The following is a 21,181-nucleotide window of genomic DNA, read 5'->3' on the forward strand; positions in this document are numbered from 1 at the left end:
TACTTTGAGCCGGTTCACACTTTTCAATGAAATTTGCTGATCAATTTCACGATGAGTTATGTAGACTGGCCGCCATTGATATTGAGGCACTCGTACTACATGGCTGAATTCGAAACCACTTTTGCAGATCTGGGCCTGAAGGCTCCTATCCTTGAAGCCCTTAACGATCTGGGTTACGAAAAACCATCCCCGATCCAGGCAGAATGTATTCCGCATCTGCTTTCTGGTCGTGACGTCCTGGGCATGGCCCAGACCGGTAGCGGCAAAACCGCAGCGTTCTCGCTGCCGCTGCTTAACAACATTGATCCGGAACTGCGCGCGCCGCAGATCCTCGTACTGGCTCCGACCCGTGAACTGGCTGTTCAGGTTGCGGAAGCTATGACTGAATTCTCTAAACACATGCGTGGCGTAAACGTCCTGGCCCTCTATGGCGGCCAGCGTTACGACGTGCAGCTGCGCGCCCTGCGTCAGGGACCGCAGATTGTTGTCGGTACCCCGGGGCGTCTGCTTGACCACCTCAAACGCGGTACCCTGGACCTCTCTCGCCTGAGCGGTCTGGTTCTGGATGAAGCTGACGAAATGCTGCGCATGGGCTTCATCGAAGACGTTGAAACCATTATGGCTGAGATCCCGGAAGGTCATCAGACCGCCCTGTTCTCTGCCACTATGCCGGAAGCTATCCGTCGCATTACCCGTCGCTTCATGAAAGAGCCGCAGGAAGTGCGCATTCAGTCCAGCGTCACCACGCGCCCGGACATCAGCCAGAGCTACTGGTCTGTTTACGGCATGCGTAAAAACGAAGCGCTGGTGCGTTTCCTCGAAGCGGAAGATTTTGATGCGGCGATTATCTTCGTGCGCACTAAAAACGCGACGCTGGAAGTTTCCGAAGCGCTGGAGCGCAGCGGTTACAACAGCGCGGCGCTGAACGGCGACATGAACCAGGCGCTGCGCGAGCAGACGCTGGAGCGCCTGAAGGATGGCCGTCTCGATATTCTGATCGCAACCGACGTGGCTGCTCGCGGTCTGGATGTTGAGCGCATCAGCCTCGTTGTGAACTACGATATTCCGATGGATTCGGAATCTTACGTTCACCGTATCGGCCGTACCGGTCGTGCTGGTCGTGCTGGCCGCGCGCTGCTGTTCGTTGAGAACCGCGAGCGTCGTCTGCTGCGCAACATCGAGCGCACCATGAAGCTGACCATTCCGGAAGTGGAACTGCCGAACGCAGAACTGCTGGGCAAACGTCGCCTGGAAAAATTCGCCGCTAAAGTTCAGCAGCAGCTGGAAAGCAGCGATCTGGACCAGTACCGTGGCCTGCTGGCGCAAATTCAGCCGAGCGCTGAAGGCGAAGAGCTGGACATCGAAACGCTGGCCGCTGCGCTGCTGAAAATGGCGCAGGGCGAACGTCCGCTGATCCTGCCGCCGGATGCGCCGATGCGTCCTAAGCGTGAATTCCGCGAGCGTGACGATCGTTTCGAGCGCCGTGGCGAACGCGGTGAGCGTGGCGAACGTAGCGACCGTCCGAAACGCGAGCGTCGCGATGCTGGCGAAATGGAACTCTACCGCATTGAAGTGGGTCGCGATGATGGCGTTGAAGTTCGTCATATTGTTGGCGCTATCGCTAACGAAGGCGACATCAGCAGCCGTTACATCGGTAACATCAAGCTGTTTGCTTCGCACTCCACTATCGAACTGCCGAAAGGCATGCCGACTGAGGTTCTGCAGCACTTCACCCGCACGCGTATTCTCAACAAGCCGATGAATATGCAGCTGATGGGCGATGCGCAACCGCGCGGCGAACGTCGTCCGGGCGGTCGCAGCTTTGGCGGCGAAGGTCGTGAAGGCGGCCGCAGTGAAGGCCGTCGCTTTGGCGGCGAACGTCGCGAAGGCGGCAATAGCCGTTTTGCCGGTGAACGTCGCGAAGGCGGCCGTTTCAGCGGTGAGCGTCGTGAAGGCAGCCGCGGTCCGCGTCGTGAAGAGGGCGCCACCACAGGTCGCCGTCGTTTCGGCGACGCATAAGGCCACTCGTTAAGCGCGGCTGACAAAGCGTAAAGTAAATAAGACAGCCCCGGTCAAAACGATCGGGGCTTTTTTTATCCGCTCCGTACTCATGTACTGGTACAATGCTGCATGCGATTTTGCCGTTCAGTTACAGGAATACCCATGTCGACTCTTGCTACCACGCGCGCCACGCCCTCTATCTGGGGCGGCGTTATTATCATCGCTGGCACCATTATTGGCGCAGGCATGTTTTCTTTGCCGGTAGTGATGTCGGGCGCATGGTTTTTCTGGTCGCTGCTGGCGCTGGGCTTCACCTGGTTTTGTATGCTGCACTCCGGGCTGATGCTGCTTGAGGCTAACCTTAACTATCGTATCGGGGCAAGCTTCGACACGATGACCAAAGACTTGCTGGGCAAAGGGTGGAACGTCATCAACGGCGCTTCGGTCGCCTTCGTGCTTTATATCCTGACCTATGCTTACATCTCCGCCAGCGGATCGATTATTCAGCATACGCTGGGTGAAATGGCGATAGCGTTTCCGGCGCGGATGGCGGGGCTGTTGTTCGCGCTGGCGGTGGCGTTTATCGTCTGGCTGTCGACCCGCGCGGTAAGCCGGATGACGGCCATTGTGCTTGGCGCCAAGGTCATCACTTTCTTTCTCACGTTCGGCAGCCTGTTGGGTCACGTTCAGCCCGCTGTGCTGTTTAATGCCGCCGAGGCGCACGCCAGCTACACGCCCTATCTGCTGATGACGCTGCCGTTCTGTCTGGCCTCGTTCGGCTATCATGGCAACGTGCCCAGCCTGATGAAATATTATGGAAAAGATCCGCGCACGATTGTTCGTTGTCTGACGGGCGGCACGCTGATTGCGCTGGGGCTTTATGTGGTCTGGCTGCTGGCGACAATGGGCAATATTCCGCGTCCCGGGTTTATCGCCATTGCGCAGCAGGGCGGCAATATCGACGTGCTGGTCGGGGCGTTAAGCGGTGTGTTGCACAGCCGTTCGCTGGACTTGTTGCTGATTGTTTTTTCTAACTTTGCCGTCGCCAGCTCTTTCCTGGGCGTTACGCTTGGGCTGTTTGACTATCTGGCGGATCTGTTTGGTTTCGATGATTCGCCACGAGGGCGCTTTAAGACGGTGCTGCTGACTTTCGCGCCGCCGATGCTGGGCGGACTTATCTGGCCGAATGGTTTTTTATATGCCATTGGTTATGCGGGGCTGGCGGCGACTGTCTGGGCCGCTATTGTGCCTGCGCTGCTTGCTAGCGCGTCTCGTAAGCGTTTTGGCAGTCCCCATTTTCGCGTGTGGGGCGGCAAGGGAATGATAATGCTTATCCTGCTGTTCGGCGTGGGCAATGCGATGGTGCATCTGCTTTCAAGCTTTAATCTTCTGCCGGTCTATCAGTAAAAAAAGAGGCGGGGAAACCGCCTCTTTTGCATTTTACAGGAGCTCTTCGCGAACCTGCATCGCCAGGTCGAACGAGTGCAGTCGCGCGTCGTGATCGAAGATCTGGCCGTTGACCATGATCTCGTCCGCTTCGGTCTCCCGCAGCACGGAAAGCAGGCCGTGGCGGACTTTCGCTTTATCCCCCACCAGCGACATGCCGAGCGCCTGCTGCACACCGTACTGCTCGGCAGGGCTCCAGACGCTATCCATGCTTTCAATCGGCGGCGGCAGCTGGCCTGTTTCGCCGCGACGCAGCTTCACAAAGGCCTGCTGCATCGAAGTGAAGAGAAACTCCGCATCCCGGTTGCTGTCAGCGGCGACAATGTTAATGCACACGGTGGCGTACGGTTTTTCCAGTCGCTCCGAAGGTTTGAAGTGAGTGCGGTAGAGGTGCAGCGCCTGGAGGAGCATATCCGGCGCGAAGTGCGAGGCGAAGGCGAAAGGCAAGCCCATTTGCGCCGCCAGCTGTGCGCTGTAAAGGCTTGAGCCCAGCAGCCAGACGGGGATTTTCGAGCCGTAGCCCGGCACCGGACGCACAGCCGGGTTCGGATCGCGGGCGTCAAACCACTCCACCAGCTCATTTACATCCCGTGGGAAGTTATCGATATCGGCGCTCATATGGCGGCGCAGCGCCATCATGGTGCGCTGGTCGCTTCCTGGCGCGCGGCCCAGCCCCAGCTCGATGCGGCCCGGATAGAGCGCATTCAGCGTACCAAACTGCTCGGCAATCACCAGCGGCGCATGGTTCGGCAACATTACGCCGCCGGAGCCCAGACGCAGCGTTTGGGTGTTCGCCGCCAGGTAGCCTATCAGCACCGAGGTGGCGGCGCTGGCGATGCCGGTCATATTGTGGTGTTCCGCCAGCCAGTAGCGGTGATAACCGCGCTTTTCAGCGAGGCGGGCTAAATCCAGCGAATGGCGAAAAGCGTCCTGCGCGGTGGACCCCTGCGGGATCGGCGCGAGATCCAGCACCGAGAAGGGCACTACAGATTTATCAGACATAACGGCTCACTTTGTTACAGCATAGTCATCAGATTGAAGGTCTTCTTCCAGCCTGGCTGCCGGAGCGGATTTGTCCAGCGAGCCGCCAGAAAGCTGTACTTTAATACTGCAGTAAAAACCGCCGAACGTTGTTAACAAAGCGAGCCTTTTCTCAGGGCTGCAGCGCCAGCCCGGCGAGACGTTTCCAGTAGCCGTTGCAGTCGTTCTGTTCGGTCAGCGGCAGCGGCGCCGCGCCCGACTCGTTCGCCCGGAATGCGTCTATCATTGCCAGTGTCTCATGCCCCATCGGCGAAAGCCGCACCATGTCCACCAGCCCGTGCATGGAAGCAAGTTCATTGCCCAGGTTGTAGACGTAGCCGCTCATGGTCTGAATGCCGTTGAGCACGAACACCTGCTGGTTTTCCTGAGAATCAACGCGACGTCCCTGCGGATACTTGATGCAGCAGGTTTCGCACTCATCTTTCGGCCGGTCTTCCGAGCGGGCGGTAAAACAGCGGGCGGAGTAAGCGAGCGGCAGGTGACCGTAGCTTAAGACTTCAACCTCGAACTGGTGACGAATGCCCAGCTCATCGCACTGACGGAGCACGTTGCTGAGCCAGTCGCGGGAAAGTTCGACCGGCATACACCAGCGCACCATGCCCTGTTTTCGCAGCAGGCGAAGGGTAACGGCGTTGTAGCAGTTAAGCGCATGCCCGGCGACAAACGGCAATTTGCGCTCGGCGGCGAGATTCACCGCGCCCAGGTCGTTGGCTTCAATGAGAAATTCGCCGTTATCCACGTAGCGCCTCAGCTCGTTGAGCTCAGAGGGCGCCTGCACCAGCGCAAGGGTGGAAAGCACCACCTGTTTACCGCTGGCGGCGAGCGTTTTCGCCATGGCCAGCCAGTCGCCTGCTTTGGTTTCACGGCGCTTGCTGCAGACCGCTTCGCCCAGATAGATAACGTCGGCGCTGCTTTGCGCCGCCGCCTGATAAAAACTCTCCAGCGTCGCTTTCGGCCAGTAGTAAAGCACCGGCCCTAAAGAATATTGCATCACGGCTCCTTTACTGCCATTTACGGTGATAAGCGCCAAGGGTGGTCTGCGCGCCTTCCGCCATTGCGCCCAACGCGTCCATCCATACCTGCTGCGGGACATAGTTGCTCGGGTCCGCCTTGCAGCTATCTATAGCCTGACGCCATACTTTCGCCACCTGGCTGACATAAGCCGGGCTGCGCTGGCGGCCTTCGATTTTCACCGACGCGATGTTCGCGGCGAGCAGTTCCGGCAGCAGCTCAAGCGTATTGAGGCTGGTGGGCTCTTCCAGCGTGTGATAGCGCTGGCCGCCTACCAGATAACGGCCTTTGCACAGGGTTGGGTAGCCCGCGTTTTCCTCTTCCTGATAGCGGTCAATCAGCACGTCGTTCAGACGAGATTCCAGACCCAGAGGTGTCTGTTGCCAGCGGACAAATTTCGCCGGCGAGCAGGCGCCTACGGTATTGGGCGACTCGCCGGTCAGCCAGGAGGAGAGATAGCAGCGGCCTTCTGCCATAATACAGAGGCTGCCGAAGGCGAAAACTTCCAGCGGCACGGGGGTAACGCGCGCCAGCTGTTTCACCTGATGAATGGAAAGCACGCGCGGCAGCACAACGCGCGCCACGTCAAAGTGGCGATGATAAAAGCGAATGGCTTCTTCGTTAGTGGCGGAAGCCTGTACAGACACATGGCGCTCAACGTGGGGATAGCGCGTGGCGGCGTATTCCAGCATCGCGATATCCGCGAGGATCAGCGCGTCGGCGCCCAGCTGCGCGGCCATATCCACCGCGCGTTCCCAGCGGGCATAGCCGTCCGGATGCGCAAAGGTGTTGATAGCGATATGCAGCTTGCGGCGATGCTGATGCACAAAGCTCACCGCCTCCTGTAACTTTTTCTCGGTGAAATTGAGCCCGGCGAAGTGGCGGGCGTTAGTATCATCTTTCAGGCCGATATAAACCGCATCCGCGCCATTTTCGATGGCCGCCTTGAGGGCCGGAAGGTTGCCGGCAGGGCAAAGCAATTCCATAGGATTTCCTGACCAGTAGGATGGCTGCTGAGGTGCAGCAAAATTGTTAATGAAGCGGGATTTTAGTTAACCTGCCTGCGACAATTTTTGATTTGAGGCAGTTAAAGGCGTATTGATGGCATCTATAAATGGGTACGCAAACCCGTGGAAAGCTTGATTTGAGCCGCTATGTCACCTGCCTGATATGGCACAATGAACGGGACTTTTTTATCAAGGAGTAAAGCTCGTGTTGGATATACTGCGTTCGCGCCTGGTTCAGCTTGGCCCTTCTGTGATGAGAACGCCGGTGAGACTGGCGCCTTTTGCCCTCAAGCGTCAGGTGCTGGAACAACTGCTTGGCTGGCAGTTTCGTCAGGCGCTGGAAGATGGTGAACTGGATTTCCTGGAATCGCGCTGGCTTGGCATCGAGGTGCGGGATATCGGCCTGACATGGTATACCTCGGTGGAAGACAACAAGCTTATTGTGCGTCAGGAGGCTAAAGCGGATGTGACGTTCCGCGCCGATGCCGCCGATTTGCTGATGATAGCCGCCCGCAAACAGGATCCGGATACGCTCTTTTTCCAGCGTCGTCTGGTCATTGAAGGCGATACCGAGCTTGGGCTTTACGTCAAAAATCTGATGGACGCTATCGACCTGGACGCGATGCCGAAGCCGCTGCGCGTCACGCTGCTGCAACTGGCGGATTTCGTTGAGGCCGGGCTTAACACCCCGCCGCAAACAAATGTAACTTCCATAGGTGAGCCATGCTGATTCGTGTAGAAATTCCCATCGACGCACCGGGCATCGACGCGCTGCTGAAACGCGCCTTTAAAGGCGATAAAGAGGCGGAGTTGGTGCGCGAGTTGCGTGAAGATGGCCAGCTGACGCTGGGCCTTGTCGCTACCGATGACGAAGGGCAGGTAGTCGGCTATGTCGCCTTCAGCCCGGTGACGGTAGAGGGCGAAGAGCTACAGTGGGTCGGGCTGGCGCCGCTGGCGGTGGATGAAGCCTGGCGCGGGCAGGGCATTGGTCGTCAGCTGGTTTATGAAGGACTCGACTCGCTCAATGAATTTGGCTACGCGGCGGTTGTCGCGCTTGGCGACCCGGCGTTTTATAACCACTTAGGCTTTGAGCCTGCCGCCCGCTACGGCTTGCACTGCCGCTGGCCTGGCGCTGAAGCCGCTTTCCAGGTCCATCGTCTTGCGGATGATGCGCTCAACGGCGTGAGCGGCCGTGTGGAATACCACACGCATTTTAACCGTTTCTAATCGGCTGGCGTCTGCAGCTCTGGCAGCAGCGCCTCAAACGCTACGCTTCCCGCCACAAGCGCCTCTTTCTGGCGCTTGGTCAGTTGCTTGATGCGATACTCCGCGCGCAGCGCCTGCGAACGGTCGCCCACGAGGGCGCTGAACACCAGCGTCAGCTCGCCTTTACCGCGCAATGCCTTCGCCCCTTTCCCCGCCTGGTGCTGCGTAAAGCGGCGCGCGACATCAGTCGTGATGCCGGTATAGAGGCGGTTATCCGCCGTACGAATCAAATAAAGAAACCAGAACGTCATAATAATGCGAGAGAGTCACCGTGCCCGCACCTTACCACGCTTTGCTGTGGTAGTCTTTCAGCCATCATGCGAACAATGCAGGAGAAGCGTATGGATGCCCTTGAGGCCATAAGCCGCTGGCTAACAAAGCAGCACGTGGTGACTTATTGCGTGGGTCGGGAAGACGATTTATGGTGCGCTAATGCCTTTTACATTTACGACAGCGAGCGGGTGGCGTTTTATCTGTTAAGCGATGAAAAGACGCGACACGCCCAGCTCGCGGGCGCCAGAGCGCGTGTGGCAGGAACGGTAAACGGCCAGCCTAAAACCGTGGCGCTGATTCGCGGCGTGCAGTTTTGCGGTGAGCTGCGACGGATAGAAAAGCCGGAAAGCGAGGCGTGGCGTGAACGCTATAACCGCCGCTTCCCGGTCGCCAGAGTCATGTCATCCCCGCTATGGGAAATTCGTCTTGATGAGATAAAGTTTACCGACAACACTCTGGGCTTTGGCAAAAAGCTTCACTGGCTGCGGGAGCCGTCAGGCCCCGAGCAGGCGTAAGGCCTCACGGTTAAAGGCGGGCAGGTCGTCCGGCGTACGGCTGGTAACCAACTGGTCTTTATCCACCACCACTTCCTGGTCATAGAATTCCGCGCCCGCGTTTTTTACATCCACCACAATGGGCTTCACCGCAGTGAGCTTACGCCCGCGGATCACATCGGCGCTGATAAGCAACTGTGGGCCGTGGCAGATAGCGAAAACCGGCTTGCCGGTATTGACGAAATCACGGGTAAACGTGACAAAACGGTCATCGCCGCGCAGGGAGTCCGGCGAGTGGCCGCCTGGCAGCAGCAATGCATCAAAATCCGCCGGGCGAACTTCATCGATCGCTTTATCAATAGTGACGGTCGCTTCGCCCTGTTTGCCGGTTATCGTTTTCCCCGCCTCTTTTTCAATAGTGATAACTTCGTGTCCCGCTTTGCGGAACTCCGCGGCCGGAGAAGTAAATTCCGAGTCTTCAAATTCATCGGTGATCAAGACTGCAATCTTCTTGCTCATAGTTCCTCCGTTATTGTAATTCCAGATGTCAGCGCTTTAGTGGTCGTTTTCACCACAGATGGTGAATACTTAAAGCACGGACTATTAAGCCTGGTAGAAGGGCGCGACATTGCAAGGCAGAGAATTCTGCAAAGGGGAAAGAGATGAGCCGAGTGTTGATTACCGGAGCGACCGGATTAGTAGGCGGTTATCTGCTGCGAATGCTGGTGGAAGAGCCGCGCGTTACGCAAATCATCGCCGCCACGCGCCGTCCGCTGCCACCGATGCGTAAAGTGCTCAATCCTCACGACCCGCAGTTGACCGACGTGCTGACTCAGCTCACCGACCCGGTCGATATTGTCTTTTGCTGCCTCGGCACTACCCGGCGCGAAGCGGGCAGCAGAGAGGCGTTCGTGCTTGCCGATTATACGCTGGTGGTGGATACCGGCATCGCCGGGCTGCGTCAGGGCGCAAAGCATATGCTGGTGGTCAGTTCCGTTGGCGCCAATGCCCAGTCGCCATTTTTCTACAACCGGGTAAAAGGCAAAATGGAGGAGGCACTGAAAGCACAGCGCTGGCCGCGCCTCACTATCGCCCGGCCTTCGCTATTGCTGGGTCACCGGGAGAAACAACGTCTGAATGAGTCGCTTTTCTCGCCGCTTTTTCGGGTACTGCCGGGACGATGGCGGGCGATCCACGCACGCGATGTCGCGCGGGCTCTGTTGAGTGAAGCGCTGTCGCCGGGGCACAGCGACGTCACCATTCTTGATTCCAGTCAATTGCGTGAGAAAGCTGAACAATCATCCATCTATTGAGCTTTCCCAACCCGCGCCGCGGGCGTAGTATTGACGCCGCTTATTTAACCTCGTCTTAAATTCCAGAGGAATGCTATGGCTGGTCAGTCTTCGTCTCTGGCGCTGAAACCTCACGCCTTGTGGAAACCTGCGCTTTTCTTTCTCGTTCTGATTGTGGGTTTATGGTACGTAAAATGGCAGCCCTATTACGGCAAAGCCTTTACCGCGGCCCAAACGCACAGCATCGGCAAATCGCTGCTGGCGCAGCCGGAAACCAACCCGCTACGCGCGGCGCTGGATTATGCGATGGTCTATTTTCTTGCAGTCTGGAAGGCGGCGGTGCTGGGCGTGCTGCTTGGCTCGCTGATTCAGGTGCTTATTCCGCGGGACTGGCTGATGCGCACGTTGGGACAGGCGCGTTTTCGCGGCACGCTTATCGGCACGCTTTTCTCGCTGCCCGGCATGATGTGTACCTGCTGCGCGGCGCCCGTGGCGGCGGGGATGCGCCGGCAGTCGGTTTCCATTGGCGGCGCGCTCGCCTTCTGGCTGGGCAACCCGCTGCTGAACCCGGCTACGCTTGTGTTTATGGGCTTCGTGCTGGGCTGGCATTTTGCATTGGTGCGTTTGCTGGTGGGACTGGTGATGGTGCCAGGCGTCGCCTGGCTGGTGCAGCGCTGGGTTAAAAATGATGGCGCCCCAACGCTGACGCTGCCTGAGTCGCAGCCGCAGCCGCAAGGCGCGTTTCTGGCCCGCTGGGGCAAGGCGCTGTGGACGCTCTTCTGGAATACGATCCCGGTCTATGTGCTGGCGGTACTGGCGCTGGGGGCGGCGCGCGTCTGGCTTTTCCCGCACGTGGACGGCGACGTGGGCAACACGCTGATGTGGGTTATTGCCATGGCGATAGTCGGCTGCCTGTTTGTCATTCCCACCGCGGCGGAAATTCCGATTGTGCAGACCATGATGCTGGCGGGAATGGGCGTAGCGCCCGCGCTGGCGCTGCTGATGACGTTGCCTGCCGTCAGCCTGCCTTCGCTCATTATGTTGCGTAAGGCATTCCCGACGAAAGCGCTGTGGCTTACCGGAGCGCTGGTGATGTGTTCAGGCGTAATCGTGGGGACGCTGGCGCTGCTGTAGGTTTTGCTGTGGCCCTCTCCCGGGCGGGAGAGGGCTGAAGTACAGTTACTTAATGTAGGTAAAAGCGGTGGTGACGTGCTTAACGCCGCTTACGCGACTGGCGGTATCCGCCGCGGCTCGCCCTTCACGCTCGGTTACCAGGCCAAGCAGGAACACCTCGCCATTTTCGGTGGTCACTTTCACGTTCGACGATTTCACCTGATCGCTCGCCAATAGCTGGGAGCGGACTTTGGTGGTAATCCAGGTATCCGTTGAGGCGGTACCGAGGCTAATCGGCTGGCCGTTGCGGATCTCGTTATAGACTTCTGTTGTGCCTTCAACGCCCATCGCTATCTGTTTAGCGCGGGAGGCGAGCTCGGTGTTCGGCGTCTGGCCAGTCAACAGGACTTTGCCCTGATAGGCGGTGACCTTCACGCGAGCTTCTTTTTTCAGCTGTTCGTCTTTATCCAGCGCGCTGTTTACGCGCAGTTCCAGCGTGCCGTCATCCACCTGCGTGCCTACCGTACGCGGGTCGGTGGCGGCTTTGGTTCCCACGGCGGCCGTACCCACTACCGCTGCAGCAATGCAGCCCTGCAACAGTAACGCGGTAATAATGACAGCGAGGGGCTTAATCGCCTTCATGAGTGCTCCTTAGTCATCCTGGTGTGGAAAAAGCGTGTTATCGATGAGATCGCATAAGCAGTTCACCGTCAGCATATGCATTTCCTGTATGCGCGCGCTGCGATGGGAAGGGATGCGAATTTCCACATCCTGCGGGCCGAGCAGCCCCGCCAGCTCGCCGCCGTCGTAACCCGTGAGGGCGACGATGGTCATATCGCGCGTGACTGCCGCCTCGACGGCTTTAACGATATCCCGGCTGTTGCCGCGGGTGGAAATAGCCAGTAAAACGTCGCCAGCATGCCCCAGCGCGCGCACCTGCTTGGCATACACCTCATCGTGCAGCCTGTCGTTAGCGATAGCCGTTAAGACCACGTTATCGGTATTAAGTGCAATGGCGGGCAAGCTTGGGCGCTCAGTTTCGAAGCGATTGATCATGCTGGCAGCAAAATGCTGTGCGTTGGCGGCGGAAGTGCCGTTGCCACAACAGAGAATTTTGTTGCCGTTCAGCAGCGACTGGACCAGCGTCATGGCCGCACGGGAAATGGCATCCGGGAGCGCCTCCGCGGCTGCTATCTGGGTTTGAATGCTTTCCGTAAAGCAAACTTTGATTCTTTCGAGCACGATTATCCTTTGCATTACGTCGTGTTAGGAGTGGCTGGAAAACGCGTCTACAATCCACTCGATTTCATTGCCGGTGAAGGCTAACACATCAAACCGGCAATCCACAGTATCAAAACTCGCATTATGGCGGGCGAGCCACAAGCGAGCCGTTTGTAATAATTTCTGTTGCTTGTTACGGGTGACGCTGGCGGCGGCCCCGCCGAACAGAGAGGATTTGCGATAGCGCACCTCCACAAACACCGTGACGTGCTGCTGGCGCATTATCAGGTCTATCTCGCCGCAGCGCTCGCGGACATTGGCTGCGACGAAGCGCAACCCCTGGCGTTCAAGCCACTGACGCGCCCGGTTTTCCCAGTGCGCGCCTGCGGCCTGTCGGTTTAGTTGACCGGAACGATTTGTCCTTGCTGGTATTTGAGCCACATTAACTTCCTGTTAATGACGCAATCCTGATTTGCCGTGAGCGCGCCGGTATTGCCGTTAATCTGGAATCCGGGCACCTGGCGCATTTGCGAGAAGTGATTGGCAAGCGACCATGCATCCACGCCCATGGCGTAAAGGCGCGCCAGCGAGTAATCGTTGTTGACGCTGGAAAGCGCTTGCTGCTGCAGCGACGGGTTGCCGCCCGCGAGCATCGGGATTTCGCTATATTGCAGCCCTTCCATTTCCAGACGGAAATCGGGGCCAGCGTTACTCTGGGCGCTGCGGGAGCTTGCATAAAGCGCCGCGCCGCCGTGACTGCCGTTGCGCATGGCGATCATTGGTTTGATCAGGGCGACTTCATCCTTCGTGGCGACGATATAGACAGCGTCCACATTGCCGCTGCTGCCGGCAGTAATCTGAGCATCTGTCGGCGGCGCCGGGATAGTCAGGCCGCCGATAGTGACGCCCTGCTGCTGCGGCAGGCTGGTGGTAACAGGGCTGCCGGTCAGCGCTATGCCGGAGCCGCTGTTGATGTTCATTTTCAGCTCCGCGACAGAGCCGAATTTCTGCTGCAGCACTGTGCCGCCGCCCAGATGCTGCCACTGCGCGGCGAAAGCGTTGGTAACGCGGTCGCCCAGCGCGCTTTGCGGCACCAGCACCAGCGGCGCGCGATGGCCTTCCTGCCAGATATGGTTGGCGGCGTCGCGAGCTTCATCTTCCGGGGAAAGCGCGAAGTAACAGATGTTGGCGCGGTTCTGCACCGACTCCGGCTGGTTAAGCGCCAGCACATTCAGCGGCGTGTTGCTGCGGATAACTTCATCCACTTTCTCCTTCAGCAGCGGGCCGACTACGATGCTTGCGCCATCCTGCTGCACCTGGTTGAGGATTTGAGTAAGCGGCTGCGAGCTGGTGTCGTAAACCTTCAGCTCTGCCGAAGGGTTAGCAGGCGTTGACGCCGCGGTTTGCTGAGGCGAAGGTTGCCCGCCAGCGGTAACCTGCTGAGCTTCTGTCGCAGGCTGCCCTTGCGCGGCTGGCTGCTCTGCGCCCGGACCGGGTTCAAGCGCAGGTTGTTCGGCGGCAGGCTCATTCGTTAAATCATTAACCGGCGCGCTGGCCGGGCTTGCAACAGCACCGGCCGCGACAGGGGTTGCCTGAGGCGTGGAAACAGACGCGGGTTGCGCTGCAGGCGGCTGGGATTGCGCAGGCGCGCCAACCGGTGCGGCGCCTGCGTTTTTCGCTGCTTCAAAACCTTGCTGGATGGCGCGGCCAAAGACAGCCGCCTGGCCGTTCAGCGGCAGCAGCAGCGCGATTTTTTCGGTAGAGGCGGGTTTGAAGTTCTCCACATTTACCAGTTGGGTTGGCAGCATCTGCGCGCCTGGGTTTTGCGGATAACGGGTTTGCCAGTCTTTAATGCCCGCCTTCATCATGTTTGGATCGTTGCGGTTATCAAACCAGACGCGTTGTAAGTCGAGCCAGCCTTGCAGCGTATTTTCATCGGCGTTAATCACCAGCGCGCGCGCCTGCTCCGGAGTCATTTGAGACAGCGCCTGCCAGGTGGCGTCGATATTTTTCTGCTTATCCGCGCCCTGAAGCAGCGGCTCCTGCGCTATCAGCGCGCGCAGCAGGGCGAGAGAAGGGCGACCCTGACTGACGGTGATTTGCGCCTGGTAGTAACGCGCCTGCTGCGATGGGTTAAGGTCAGCCGGGTTGAGATTGCCCAGCAGCGTGCTGGCGGCGGCGAAATCTTGCTGAGCGACTTTAAGCTCCACCGCCAGCAAAGCCTGTTCGCGGCGCTGTTCGTCGGTCAGCGTCTGGGGCAACTGGTTAAACAGCTCCAGCGCATGTTGGCTTTTGCCCTCTTTAAGCAGGGCACGTATGGCGAGTAATTGCCAGTTGGTCTTGCTATCATCTGTGCTCTGCTGCATTTGATGCAGGTAGTAGCCAGAATCCGCCTGCGTTTCCCCCTGCATATGCGCGGCGGTTTGATCCGGCGTCTGGGTGCCACAGCCTGCAAAAAACAACGCTGCCAGCACAACGGGCAGGCAGCGCGCGGCCTTCGAACGAACAAATTTAGACGGTACCATACTGTATCCAGTGAGTTTTTTATCGCTAATGTTCAATTTTAAATCGGCAATACGGACTAAACAATGAAACAACACGATTCGGCGGAGAATTCTCAAGGCCAGCTCTATATTGTCCCGACGCCAATCGGCAATCTCGGCGACATTACGCAACGCGCCCTGACAGTGTTGCAATCCGTCGATCTGATTGCCGCAGAAGATACTCGTCATACCGGCCTGCTGTTACAGCATTTTGCGATTAATGCGCGCCTGTTCGCACTCCACGACCACAATGAGCAGCAAAAGGCGGAAACGCTGATAGCGAAATTGCGTGAAGGGCAAACTATCGCGCTGGTTTCCGACGCCGGAACGCCGCTGATTAATGACCCGGGCTACCATCTTGTGCGCGCCTGCCGCGAAGCGGGGATCCGCGTCGTGCCGCTGCCAGGACCCTGTGCGGCTATCGCTGCGCTTTCCGCAGCCGGCCTCCCTTCCGATCGCTTTTGCTATGAAGGCTTTCTGCCTGCAAAACCGAAAGGCCGCCGCGATGCGCTCAAAGCGCTTGAGCAGGAGCCGCGCACCCTGATTTTCTACGAATCCACCCATCGCCTGCTGGACAGCCTGCAGGATCTGCGCGACGTATTAGGGGAGAACCGTTACGTGGTGCTCGCCCGCGAACTCACTAAAACCTGGGAGTCGATTCACGGCGCGCCGGCGGGGGAGCTGCTCGCCTGGGTGCGGGAAGATGAAAACCGCCGTAAGGGTGAAATGGTGCTGATCGTTGAAGGATTTAAAGCGCAGGAAGAAGAGCTTCCCGCCGATGCGCTGCGCACCCTGGCGCTGCTTCAGGCCGAACTGCCGCTAAAAAAAGCCGCTGCGCTGGCCGCGGAGATTCACGGCGTGAAGAAAAATGCGCTTTACAAGTACGCACTGGAGCAGCAGGAATAAATATACAGGGGGCAGCAGGCTCGCTGCCCCAAAATTTATCTTACGATGACGGTAATCGTTGCGGTTCCGTGAAACGGTCCGGAAGCAAGCGCTCCACCAATAAGATTGATGGGCTCCACGCGCATCTGGGCACTACCCTTTCCTGATTTATCCAATAAAATAAGCCCTTTATTGAAAGGAACGACTGTATTGCCGCCCTGAGTTACTTCATACATTTTTATACCAACATCGGGCTTATTATCACTTTCCCTGTGCCTCGCAATTAACAGTCCGTTACTATTAACCTCATCACCTTGTATTTCCATATCCAGTTGATTATGTATATTAGTGATATCTCCACAGTCATAGAGGATATTAAATTCAACCGGAGGGTAATCATCCGGGGCGCCATTTTTGGTAGTAAAGTTTTTTGCCGGAATAAAACCCATATTTACCTGAATAGTTGTGCCTTGATTAATTTCACATGACTGTGGAACGGTCACTTTACCCTGTATAGAAATAGTCGCTGTGTCTGCAAACATATTTCCTTTTGGTGCGGCTGTATTATTGCTCCATGCTGACTGAAGAGTGAAGATTTTTGTTTCAGGAATGATTAACTCTCCAAGGAATGGTCGCGTTACGTACAACTTAAATGTGACGCTTGATCCTATCGTAACGGGGGCGGCGTGTTTATCCGGAGCATCATTAGTACAGACGCTATTATTGTCATTAGCGGAAAAGCTGCCTACTCCCATTTTAGGAGCGTTCAGGCTTATAGGGATCTGCGTGGGGCCTACGCCAGGAATATCATTGATAGTCGTTGCAATATCAAGGCTATCATTAAGCTTATAGTAATTATTGCCATGGCCAGTAGGTAAATTGCTGACCGCCGCGTAATAGATATTGACTTTTGAGCCCGCTGGACAGTTACAGCTTAGTTTATAACTACCGCCCACGCCTGAAGTATCGATAACGTCTTCGAAACCAATCATATTATCTTCTTTGCGCCAGTCGCGCTCAATGGGTGACAGCCAGGGTTTAACGCCGCTATCAGCCGCACATCCACCCGTAGAAGCAATCAATGATGTACTATAGGATGCGGTAATAAATATAAAAAAAGCGAATAACGTTTTTAGAAGTGGGCCCTTTTTAGACAGCATTATAGTTTCCTTAATGGCAGGTTGCGCTTTCTCGGCTGATTGCATTGACAGATTTACTGGCTGGCAGACTGACAGTAACCGTGCAGTGTTGGGAGGGAGATTGTCCCCATTTTATATGCCAGACTTGAGGTTTTTCATTTATACCACTCAAATAAAGTACCCCACCTTCATCAACTATACTTTCCTGTAGCTGTGCTTCATTATTGGCTATCGCTCCAAAAGGTACCGGAGAGCCATCCGTTTGGTATAGCGTCAGTAAAAGACGATGGCCGATATGGCTGTTAAAATGGGCAGATACCGCCGCGCCTTTATCGGGGATAACGGTGACTACATTATCGGAAATATCAACATCATCAGGTAATGTTGTAGTATCTAATGTAATTCGATTTTCCTGGTAGGCAGTCAAGAAAGGGATCACGGCGTAACCAAAATAATCCGTTGCAACGCCCGGATAATTTTGGATGCGTATGTTTGCTGCTCCGTTAGCATCTATTATCGCGAATGCGCTGCCTAACGGCTGGGATAATGTAACGCCTTCCGGATGCGCAACTATTCCGCCAGCTAAGCCATAATTCAACTGGCGATTAGCTTCGCCATATTCATAACCTGCTGTCAGCGTGCCATACGCTGAACGATAGGAAGTATACAGGCTACTGCTATTACCTGTACCGTTATCCGAATGGCGCTGAAGTAAAGTGTAATTCAGTCTTCCATCATTCAGTAATGTGCCATTGAGCCCAACCTCATGCTGAGTAGCGCCATTATTATCATTGGTCAGGCGATAGGTTGCTCTGGTGTGCGGTAGCCAATAGTCCAGCGGTATGCTCATATTGAAAGATATAATTTGATCGTTATTTTCGGTTGAATAATCGTTATATTGATATGACAAGTTATAACTTATTGATGATAAGCTGCCACTGAGTCCAAGAGAAATGTTTTTATCCCGACGATTACTGTTCCAATAAGTTTGTTGGTAGCCAGAGGCATAGAAACTCAAGCCATCCAGTAATGGTTGGTTTAAACTGATCTGCAGCTGGTCATGCGAGCGTTCGTCTTCTTGATAATCTTTCTGGTTTGACTCAGAAAAATCAAAATAACCATCGTTAAGATATCGATAATAGTTGAGGGAAATAGTCGTTCCGGTCTTATCAAAATCTTTTATATATTGCGCTCGCCAGAGATAGCCGGTATTTTTTTTCCCGTCATAAAGGGTCGAATCAGCACGGCCAAAATCCGTCGATAACGAACCCAATTGAGCAAGCCCTGTCCCGGCACCGATGCCTACGGCCTGGTAATTCTGAGAAACCAATCCGCCGCCATACAGAGTCAGCATGTTAGTGACGCCATAACTTGCGTTACCTTCAATGAATTCAGGCTCGCGTGTGCTGTTTTCGTTTTCCGCGGCGCGGTAACGACCTGTTGTAATACTGTATTTAATCTTACCAGGCCGCTGCATAACGGCGAGTGTAGAGTAAGGTTGAATGAAACGTCTTATAGAACCGTCAGCTTCTTCAATTGTTACCTCCAGATCGCCGCTAAATGAAGTGGGAGAAAGGTCATTGATTTCGAAAGTGCCAGGCGCAACATTATTTTGATAAATGGTAAAGCCATTCTGTTTAACCGTGACGATAGCGCTTGAATTAGCGATTCCCCGAATTGTTGGAGCAAACCCTCTCAGGCTGTTAGGTTGCATATTCTCATCAGATGCCAGCTGGACACCGGTAAATAAATAGCTAGGAAAAGTTACCCCTGACGTTGCGCTTTCACCAATAACTAACTGAGATTTAAGGATTTTTATATCACGCTGAAGCCAGGTATTGATGCTATTCCAATGCGATTTATCGGCGTCATGAGTCCATGTTGAATAATTTCGTATTCTCCATACACCAACATTTACGCCATTTTGCATATTCAAATATTGTCTTTCACTACTTCCGCTATTACTGACACGAGAATGAGAGCCTGAAAAAGTATAGTTAGTGAAAGCAACTGGCATACCGCTGTCCCAACGGGCAGGATCAATATATCCTCTGGCTTGATAGTGAAGGAAAATCTGCGGAACGCTTACATCGAGTTTATTATGATTAATATCAAAATTAGCGGACATGCCTGGTATATATGAAGCTATATCAGGGATAACTTGCTGACTGTCCAACGAATTAAGCGCCGTAATATCTTCTACTTTAATACCTAATTCATAAAGAATCGCGGGGGTAAATTGTGGTAGCAGAGAACCGTTTTTAGCCGCTGCAAAATAAATCTGGCGACGTGTTTTCTTTTTATTGTTAACATAAATGTCAACAATATAGTTTCCCGGTAATTGAACTCTCTCTTTTGAAAAAAGAGATAGATCGACAGGTTGGAAACCACTATTTTTAGTTTCCAGTAATCTGGGGTCGAAATAAAAGGTTTCTGCCCTGAGGGAAGTGATATAGACAGAACAGCTCAATCCCCATGTCATTACTATGGTTTTAAAGGCGTATGCATAAAAAGCGCGTCGCTGGCTATAAGTATAACGTAAGACAACCTTACTTAAACGAATGCATCCATTCACTCTGATATTAACTCCCAATTCTCATTTATTCTTGTATGGAGCGCGTCAGTGTTTGTGTTACACCACCATAATCATTTATCGCAGCCCATTTAATAATGCTTCCCGAAGCGACTGGAACAGGCAGTTTTTTATGTTCGCCTGGCGAAATAAAATCAATTTTATCAGTTAACTCAGTATTGCCTATGGATAGGCCACTAAACACAACGAAATATTCAGTAGGGTTATATATATATAACGTGTCCTGGGTGCGATTAAATTGCAGCTTTTTATACGCGTCAACAGCTTTATCTTTTAGCGTGCCCGGGCGATAAAAAAGTTTAATTCTTGTTTTTACCACAAGAGTTAACAGATTTTTGTTGGTGTCAGACACGCTGGAGGCAGGGATTGCGCGGACATCAATATAAAATAAAGATTCTCTGTCTTCAGGTAGTGAAGCATCAGTTTTAATTATCCTGAGGGTTGAGCTTTCTCCACCATTGATTCGGAATAATGGCGGAGTCACAATAAAAGGCCCTCGGGAATTACCTTTTTCATTTTCAACCCAGGATTGAAGCAAGAAAGGCATGGTTCTGGCGTTATTAGTAACCGGCAGAGCCGCTTCTTTTTTGTCCGCATAGTAAATCACGCGTGTTTGACCAAGTACGATGCCTCCTGCATAGCAGGAAGAGGTCAACGCCCAAAAAAGCAGCAAGGCGATTATAGGTTGCATAAATAATTGTTTTTGCATTTGCGCTTTCAAATGTATTTATTTAATAAATAAAGACTAAAGGCATCATCAAAACACCTTATAACAGGCGTCTGAGATGATGCGCTTTAGTTAACTTAATTAACGGTAATCAAAAGTGATATCGACAACACCGTCGGCTTCACCGGCCGTGATGTCGGAAGCTTCGACGAGCGATTTATAATAAGCAGCAAGATCAAGATTCATGCTTCCTGCAGTAATCGGAAATTTTACTGCGGGCGTTGTCAGCTTATTCAGGGCAAGCGGAGTTCCATTTGCTGTTTCTATTTTGATACCAACACCTGTTGCGGCTGTATCCATAGATGCAGGTTTAACCATATCGTTGTTTTCACCTACCGTTTCGGCGGTTTGCAGCCAAATCTGGAAAGAGGCGTCAGTGGTGCCATCAATATGTTTCCATGCAGTTGTAGGACAATTCTTCAATGGAATTGAAAACGGAATGGTGGGGCTTTTATCGCCCGGATACTGGAATTGGTTTGCAGCATAGGATCCTAATTCAACGTTGACAACACCATCAGTGGTGTCAATGGTACAAGTATCAGTCATAATTGCGCCATTGAATTCAATGGTACCATCCACCGCCTGAGCAGAGCTTATTAATAGCGATAATAAGCCTCCAAGAGCAACTCTTGTAGAAAGGTTCATATAAACTATCCTTATTTATGATTGCTGATTTATTCTATTGTTCAGTTCTAGGGTGAACTGTCGTAGAGATAATATTGCACACTGATATTAACATTTTACTTTTATTTGAATAGTAAGGTCCGTTTGATTAGGCTATTTTACAGATAAAATTTAGGTGAGATGGTCAAAAAACGACCTTTACATCAGCCTTTATAATTTAAATTGCACCTTGCTTTTTTAAAGGCTGTTTGATATTTGTGAGTGGAGTATCAGGCATATGAATGAATTACTCATTTTAATAGTTACTTTGTAATTAATGGTTCATCTAAAGGATTAGTAGACCAGGGCAGGCAACATCCTGTTAATAATTTAATTAGCTTGTCGTTGTATTGAAATGAAGCCCTTGATATCAAGGGCTTCATTAGCTAACAGGGCTATTAGGGTGATCGTTAATTAAGGATTACATACCTGCTATAATAATTTTGTCATATTCTAACAACCCGTA

Annotated in this window: 22 protein-coding genes; 9 read left to right on the plus strand and 13 right to left on the minus strand. The window is 54.0% G+C overall.

Annotated elements, in window-relative coordinates; translation table 11 throughout:
• Positions 1 to 26: 26 nt before the first annotated feature.
• The 3 genes from yrbN to mtr all read left to right on the plus strand — a co-directional run bounded on the left by yrbN (position 27) and on the right by mtr (position 3,408).
• Positions 27 to 107 (plus strand): protein YrbN, encoded by an 81-nt coding sequence (gene yrbN, locus IEX01_RS09880; RefSeq protein WP_125454242.1) that lies wholly within the window; start codon positions 27 to 29, stop codon positions 105 to 107.
• Positions 100 to 2,019: a DEAD/DEAH family ATP-dependent RNA helicase gene (locus IEX01_RS09885; RefSeq protein ID WP_188723776.1), complete on the plus strand. Its 1,920-nt coding sequence runs from the start codon at positions 100 to 102 to the stop codon at positions 2,017 to 2,019. Before yrbN ends, IEX01_RS09885 begins: the two co-directional genes overlap by 8 nt.
• A 144-nt stretch (positions 2,020 to 2,163) precedes the next feature.
• On the plus strand, positions 2,164 to 3,408 hold the full coding sequence (gene mtr, locus IEX01_RS09890; protein WP_024559299.1) for a tryptophan permease: 1,245 nt from the start codon (positions 2,164 to 2,166) through the stop codon (positions 3,406 to 3,408).
• A gap of 33 nt (positions 3,409 to 3,441) precedes the next feature.
• On the opposite strand, the gene IEX01_RS09895 is transcribed toward mtr, so the two are convergent.
• The 3 genes from IEX01_RS09895 to ubiU form a co-directional block, all read right to left on the minus strand.
• Entirely contained in the window at positions 3,442 to 4,449 is a 1,008-nt protein-coding gene (locus tag IEX01_RS09895) for a luciferase-like monooxygenase (protein ID WP_024559300.1), read from the minus strand.
• A gap of 151 nt (positions 4,450 to 4,600) precedes the next feature.
• A complete protein-coding gene (locus IEX01_RS09900) occupies positions 4,601 to 5,479 on the minus strand; it encodes a U32 family peptidase (protein ID WP_024559301.1) in 879 nt (292 codons plus the stop codon).
• Between the two features lie 10 nt (positions 5,480 to 5,489).
• A complete protein-coding gene (ubiU, locus tag IEX01_RS09905; protein ID WP_188723777.1) occupies positions 5,490 to 6,485 on the minus strand; it encodes a ubiquinone anaerobic biosynthesis protein UbiU in 996 nt (331 codons plus the stop codon).
• 226 nt (positions 6,486 to 6,711) lie between these two features.
• Here ubiU and ubiT point away from each other — a divergent pair, with 226 nt between their 5' ends.
• Together ubiT and IEX01_RS09915 are read left to right on the plus strand one after the other, a co-directional pair.
• Positions 6,712 to 7,236: a ubiquinone anaerobic biosynthesis accessory factor UbiT gene (gene ubiT, locus IEX01_RS09910; RefSeq protein WP_024559303.1), complete on the plus strand. Its 525-nt coding sequence runs from the start codon at positions 6,712 to 6,714 to the stop codon at positions 7,234 to 7,236.
• Positions 7,230 to 7,733: a GNAT family N-acetyltransferase gene (locus tag IEX01_RS09915; protein WP_024559304.1), complete on the plus strand. Its 504-nt coding sequence runs from the start codon at positions 7,230 to 7,232 to the stop codon at positions 7,731 to 7,733. Before ubiT ends, IEX01_RS09915 begins: the two co-directional genes overlap by 7 nt.
• Here IEX01_RS09915 and IEX01_RS09920 read toward each other — a convergent pair.
• Positions 7,730 to 8,023 (minus strand): GIY-YIG nuclease family protein, encoded by a 294-nt coding sequence (locus tag IEX01_RS09920; protein ID WP_024559305.1) that lies wholly within the window; start codon positions 8,021 to 8,023, stop codon positions 7,730 to 7,732. The two genes, IEX01_RS09915 and IEX01_RS09920, sit on opposite strands and share 4 nt — an antisense overlap.
• Before the next feature lie 90 nt (positions 8,024 to 8,113).
• Here IEX01_RS09920 and IEX01_RS09925 point away from each other — a divergent pair, with 90 nt between their 5' ends.
• On the plus strand, positions 8,114 to 8,560 hold the full coding sequence (locus IEX01_RS09925) for a YhbP family protein (protein ID WP_024560969.1): 447 nt from the start codon (positions 8,114 to 8,116) through the stop codon (positions 8,558 to 8,560).
• On the opposite strand, the gene IEX01_RS09930 is transcribed toward IEX01_RS09925, so the two are convergent.
• Positions 8,540 to 9,058: a type 1 glutamine amidotransferase domain-containing protein gene (locus IEX01_RS09930; RefSeq protein WP_024559307.1), complete on the minus strand. Its 519-nt coding sequence runs from the start codon at positions 9,056 to 9,058 to the stop codon at positions 8,540 to 8,542. The two genes, IEX01_RS09925 and IEX01_RS09930, sit on opposite strands and share 21 nt — an antisense overlap.
• A gap of 143 nt (positions 9,059 to 9,201) precedes the next feature.
• Here IEX01_RS09930 and IEX01_RS09935 point away from each other — a divergent pair, with 143 nt between their 5' ends.
• Together IEX01_RS09935 and IEX01_RS09940 are read left to right on the plus strand one after the other, a co-directional pair.
• The gene (locus IEX01_RS09935) at positions 9,202 to 9,852 is read left to right on the plus strand and encodes an NAD-dependent epimerase/dehydratase family protein (RefSeq protein ID WP_024559308.1); all 651 of its coding nucleotides are present in this window, start codon (positions 9,202 to 9,204) and stop codon (positions 9,850 to 9,852) included.
• Positions 9,853 to 9,927: 75 nt separating this feature from the next.
• The gene (locus IEX01_RS09940; protein ID WP_188723778.1) at positions 9,928 to 10,965 is read left to right on the plus strand and encodes a permease; all 1,038 of its coding nucleotides are present in this window, start codon (positions 9,928 to 9,930) and stop codon (positions 10,963 to 10,965) included.
• 45 nt (positions 10,966 to 11,010) lie between these two features.
• Here IEX01_RS09940 and dolP read toward each other — a convergent pair whose 3' ends face one another.
• Genes dolP through IEX01_RS09960 form a run of 4 tightly spaced genes read right to left on the minus strand, consistent with a single transcriptional unit; the run spans position 11,011 to position 14,690 of the window.
• On the minus strand, positions 11,011 to 11,586 hold the full coding sequence (gene dolP, locus IEX01_RS09945; RefSeq protein ID WP_024559310.1) for a division/outer membrane stress-associated lipid-binding lipoprotein: 576 nt from the start codon (positions 11,584 to 11,586) through the stop codon (positions 11,011 to 11,013).
• A 9-nt stretch (positions 11,587 to 11,595) separates the two neighbouring features.
• Positions 11,596 to 12,186 (minus strand): DnaA initiator-associating protein DiaA, encoded by a 591-nt coding sequence (diaA, locus tag IEX01_RS09950; protein ID WP_024559311.1) that lies wholly within the window; start codon positions 12,184 to 12,186, stop codon positions 11,596 to 11,598.
• A 24-nt stretch (positions 12,187 to 12,210) separates the two neighbouring features.
• On the minus strand, positions 12,211 to 12,606 hold the full coding sequence (locus tag IEX01_RS09955) for a YraN family protein (RefSeq protein WP_188723779.1): 396 nt from the start codon (positions 12,604 to 12,606) through the stop codon (positions 12,211 to 12,213).
• A complete protein-coding gene (locus tag IEX01_RS09960) occupies positions 12,564 to 14,690 on the minus strand; it encodes a penicillin-binding protein activator (protein ID WP_188723780.1) in 2,127 nt (708 codons plus the stop codon). Before IEX01_RS09960 ends, IEX01_RS09955 begins: the two co-directional genes overlap by 43 nt.
• Positions 14,691 to 14,753: 63 nt before the next feature.
• On the opposite strand from IEX01_RS09960, the gene rsmI reads away from it, so the two are divergent.
• Entirely contained in the window at positions 14,754 to 15,614 is an 861-nt protein-coding gene (gene rsmI, locus IEX01_RS09965) for a 16S rRNA (cytidine(1402)-2'-O)-methyltransferase (protein ID WP_024559314.1), read from the plus strand.
• A gap of 35 nt (positions 15,615 to 15,649) precedes the next feature.
• On the opposite strand, the gene IEX01_RS09970 is transcribed toward rsmI, so the two are convergent.
• The 4 genes from IEX01_RS09970 to IEX01_RS09985 all read right to left on the minus strand — a co-directional run bounded on the left by IEX01_RS09970 (position 15,650) and on the right by IEX01_RS09985 (position 20,697).
• Positions 15,650 to 16,753 (minus strand): fimbrial protein, encoded by a 1,104-nt coding sequence (locus IEX01_RS09970; RefSeq protein WP_024560972.1) that lies wholly within the window; start codon positions 16,751 to 16,753, stop codon positions 15,650 to 15,652.
• Positions 16,754 to 16,763: 10 nt separating this feature from the next.
• Positions 16,764 to 19,214: a fimbria/pilus outer membrane usher protein gene (locus tag IEX01_RS09975; protein WP_444542683.1), complete on the minus strand. Its 2,451-nt coding sequence runs from the start codon at positions 19,212 to 19,214 to the stop codon at positions 16,764 to 16,766.
• A 118-nt stretch (positions 19,215 to 19,332) separates the two neighbouring features.
• Positions 19,333 to 20,034 (minus strand): fimbrial biogenesis chaperone, encoded by a 702-nt coding sequence (locus IEX01_RS09980; RefSeq protein WP_024559317.1) that lies wholly within the window; start codon positions 20,032 to 20,034, stop codon positions 19,333 to 19,335.
• A gap of 99 nt (positions 20,035 to 20,133) precedes the next feature.
• Positions 20,134 to 20,697 carry a fimbrial protein gene (locus IEX01_RS09985; protein WP_024560974.1) on the minus strand — a complete coding sequence of 188 codons (564 nt, stop codon included), beginning with the start codon at positions 20,695 to 20,697 and terminating at the stop codon, positions 20,134 to 20,136.
• Positions 20,698 to 21,181 lie beyond the last annotated feature (484 nt).

Source organism: Franconibacter daqui, assembly GCF_014644275.1.
Classification (GTDB): Bacteria; Pseudomonadota; Gammaproteobacteria; order Enterobacterales; family Enterobacteriaceae; genus Franconibacter; species Franconibacter pulveris.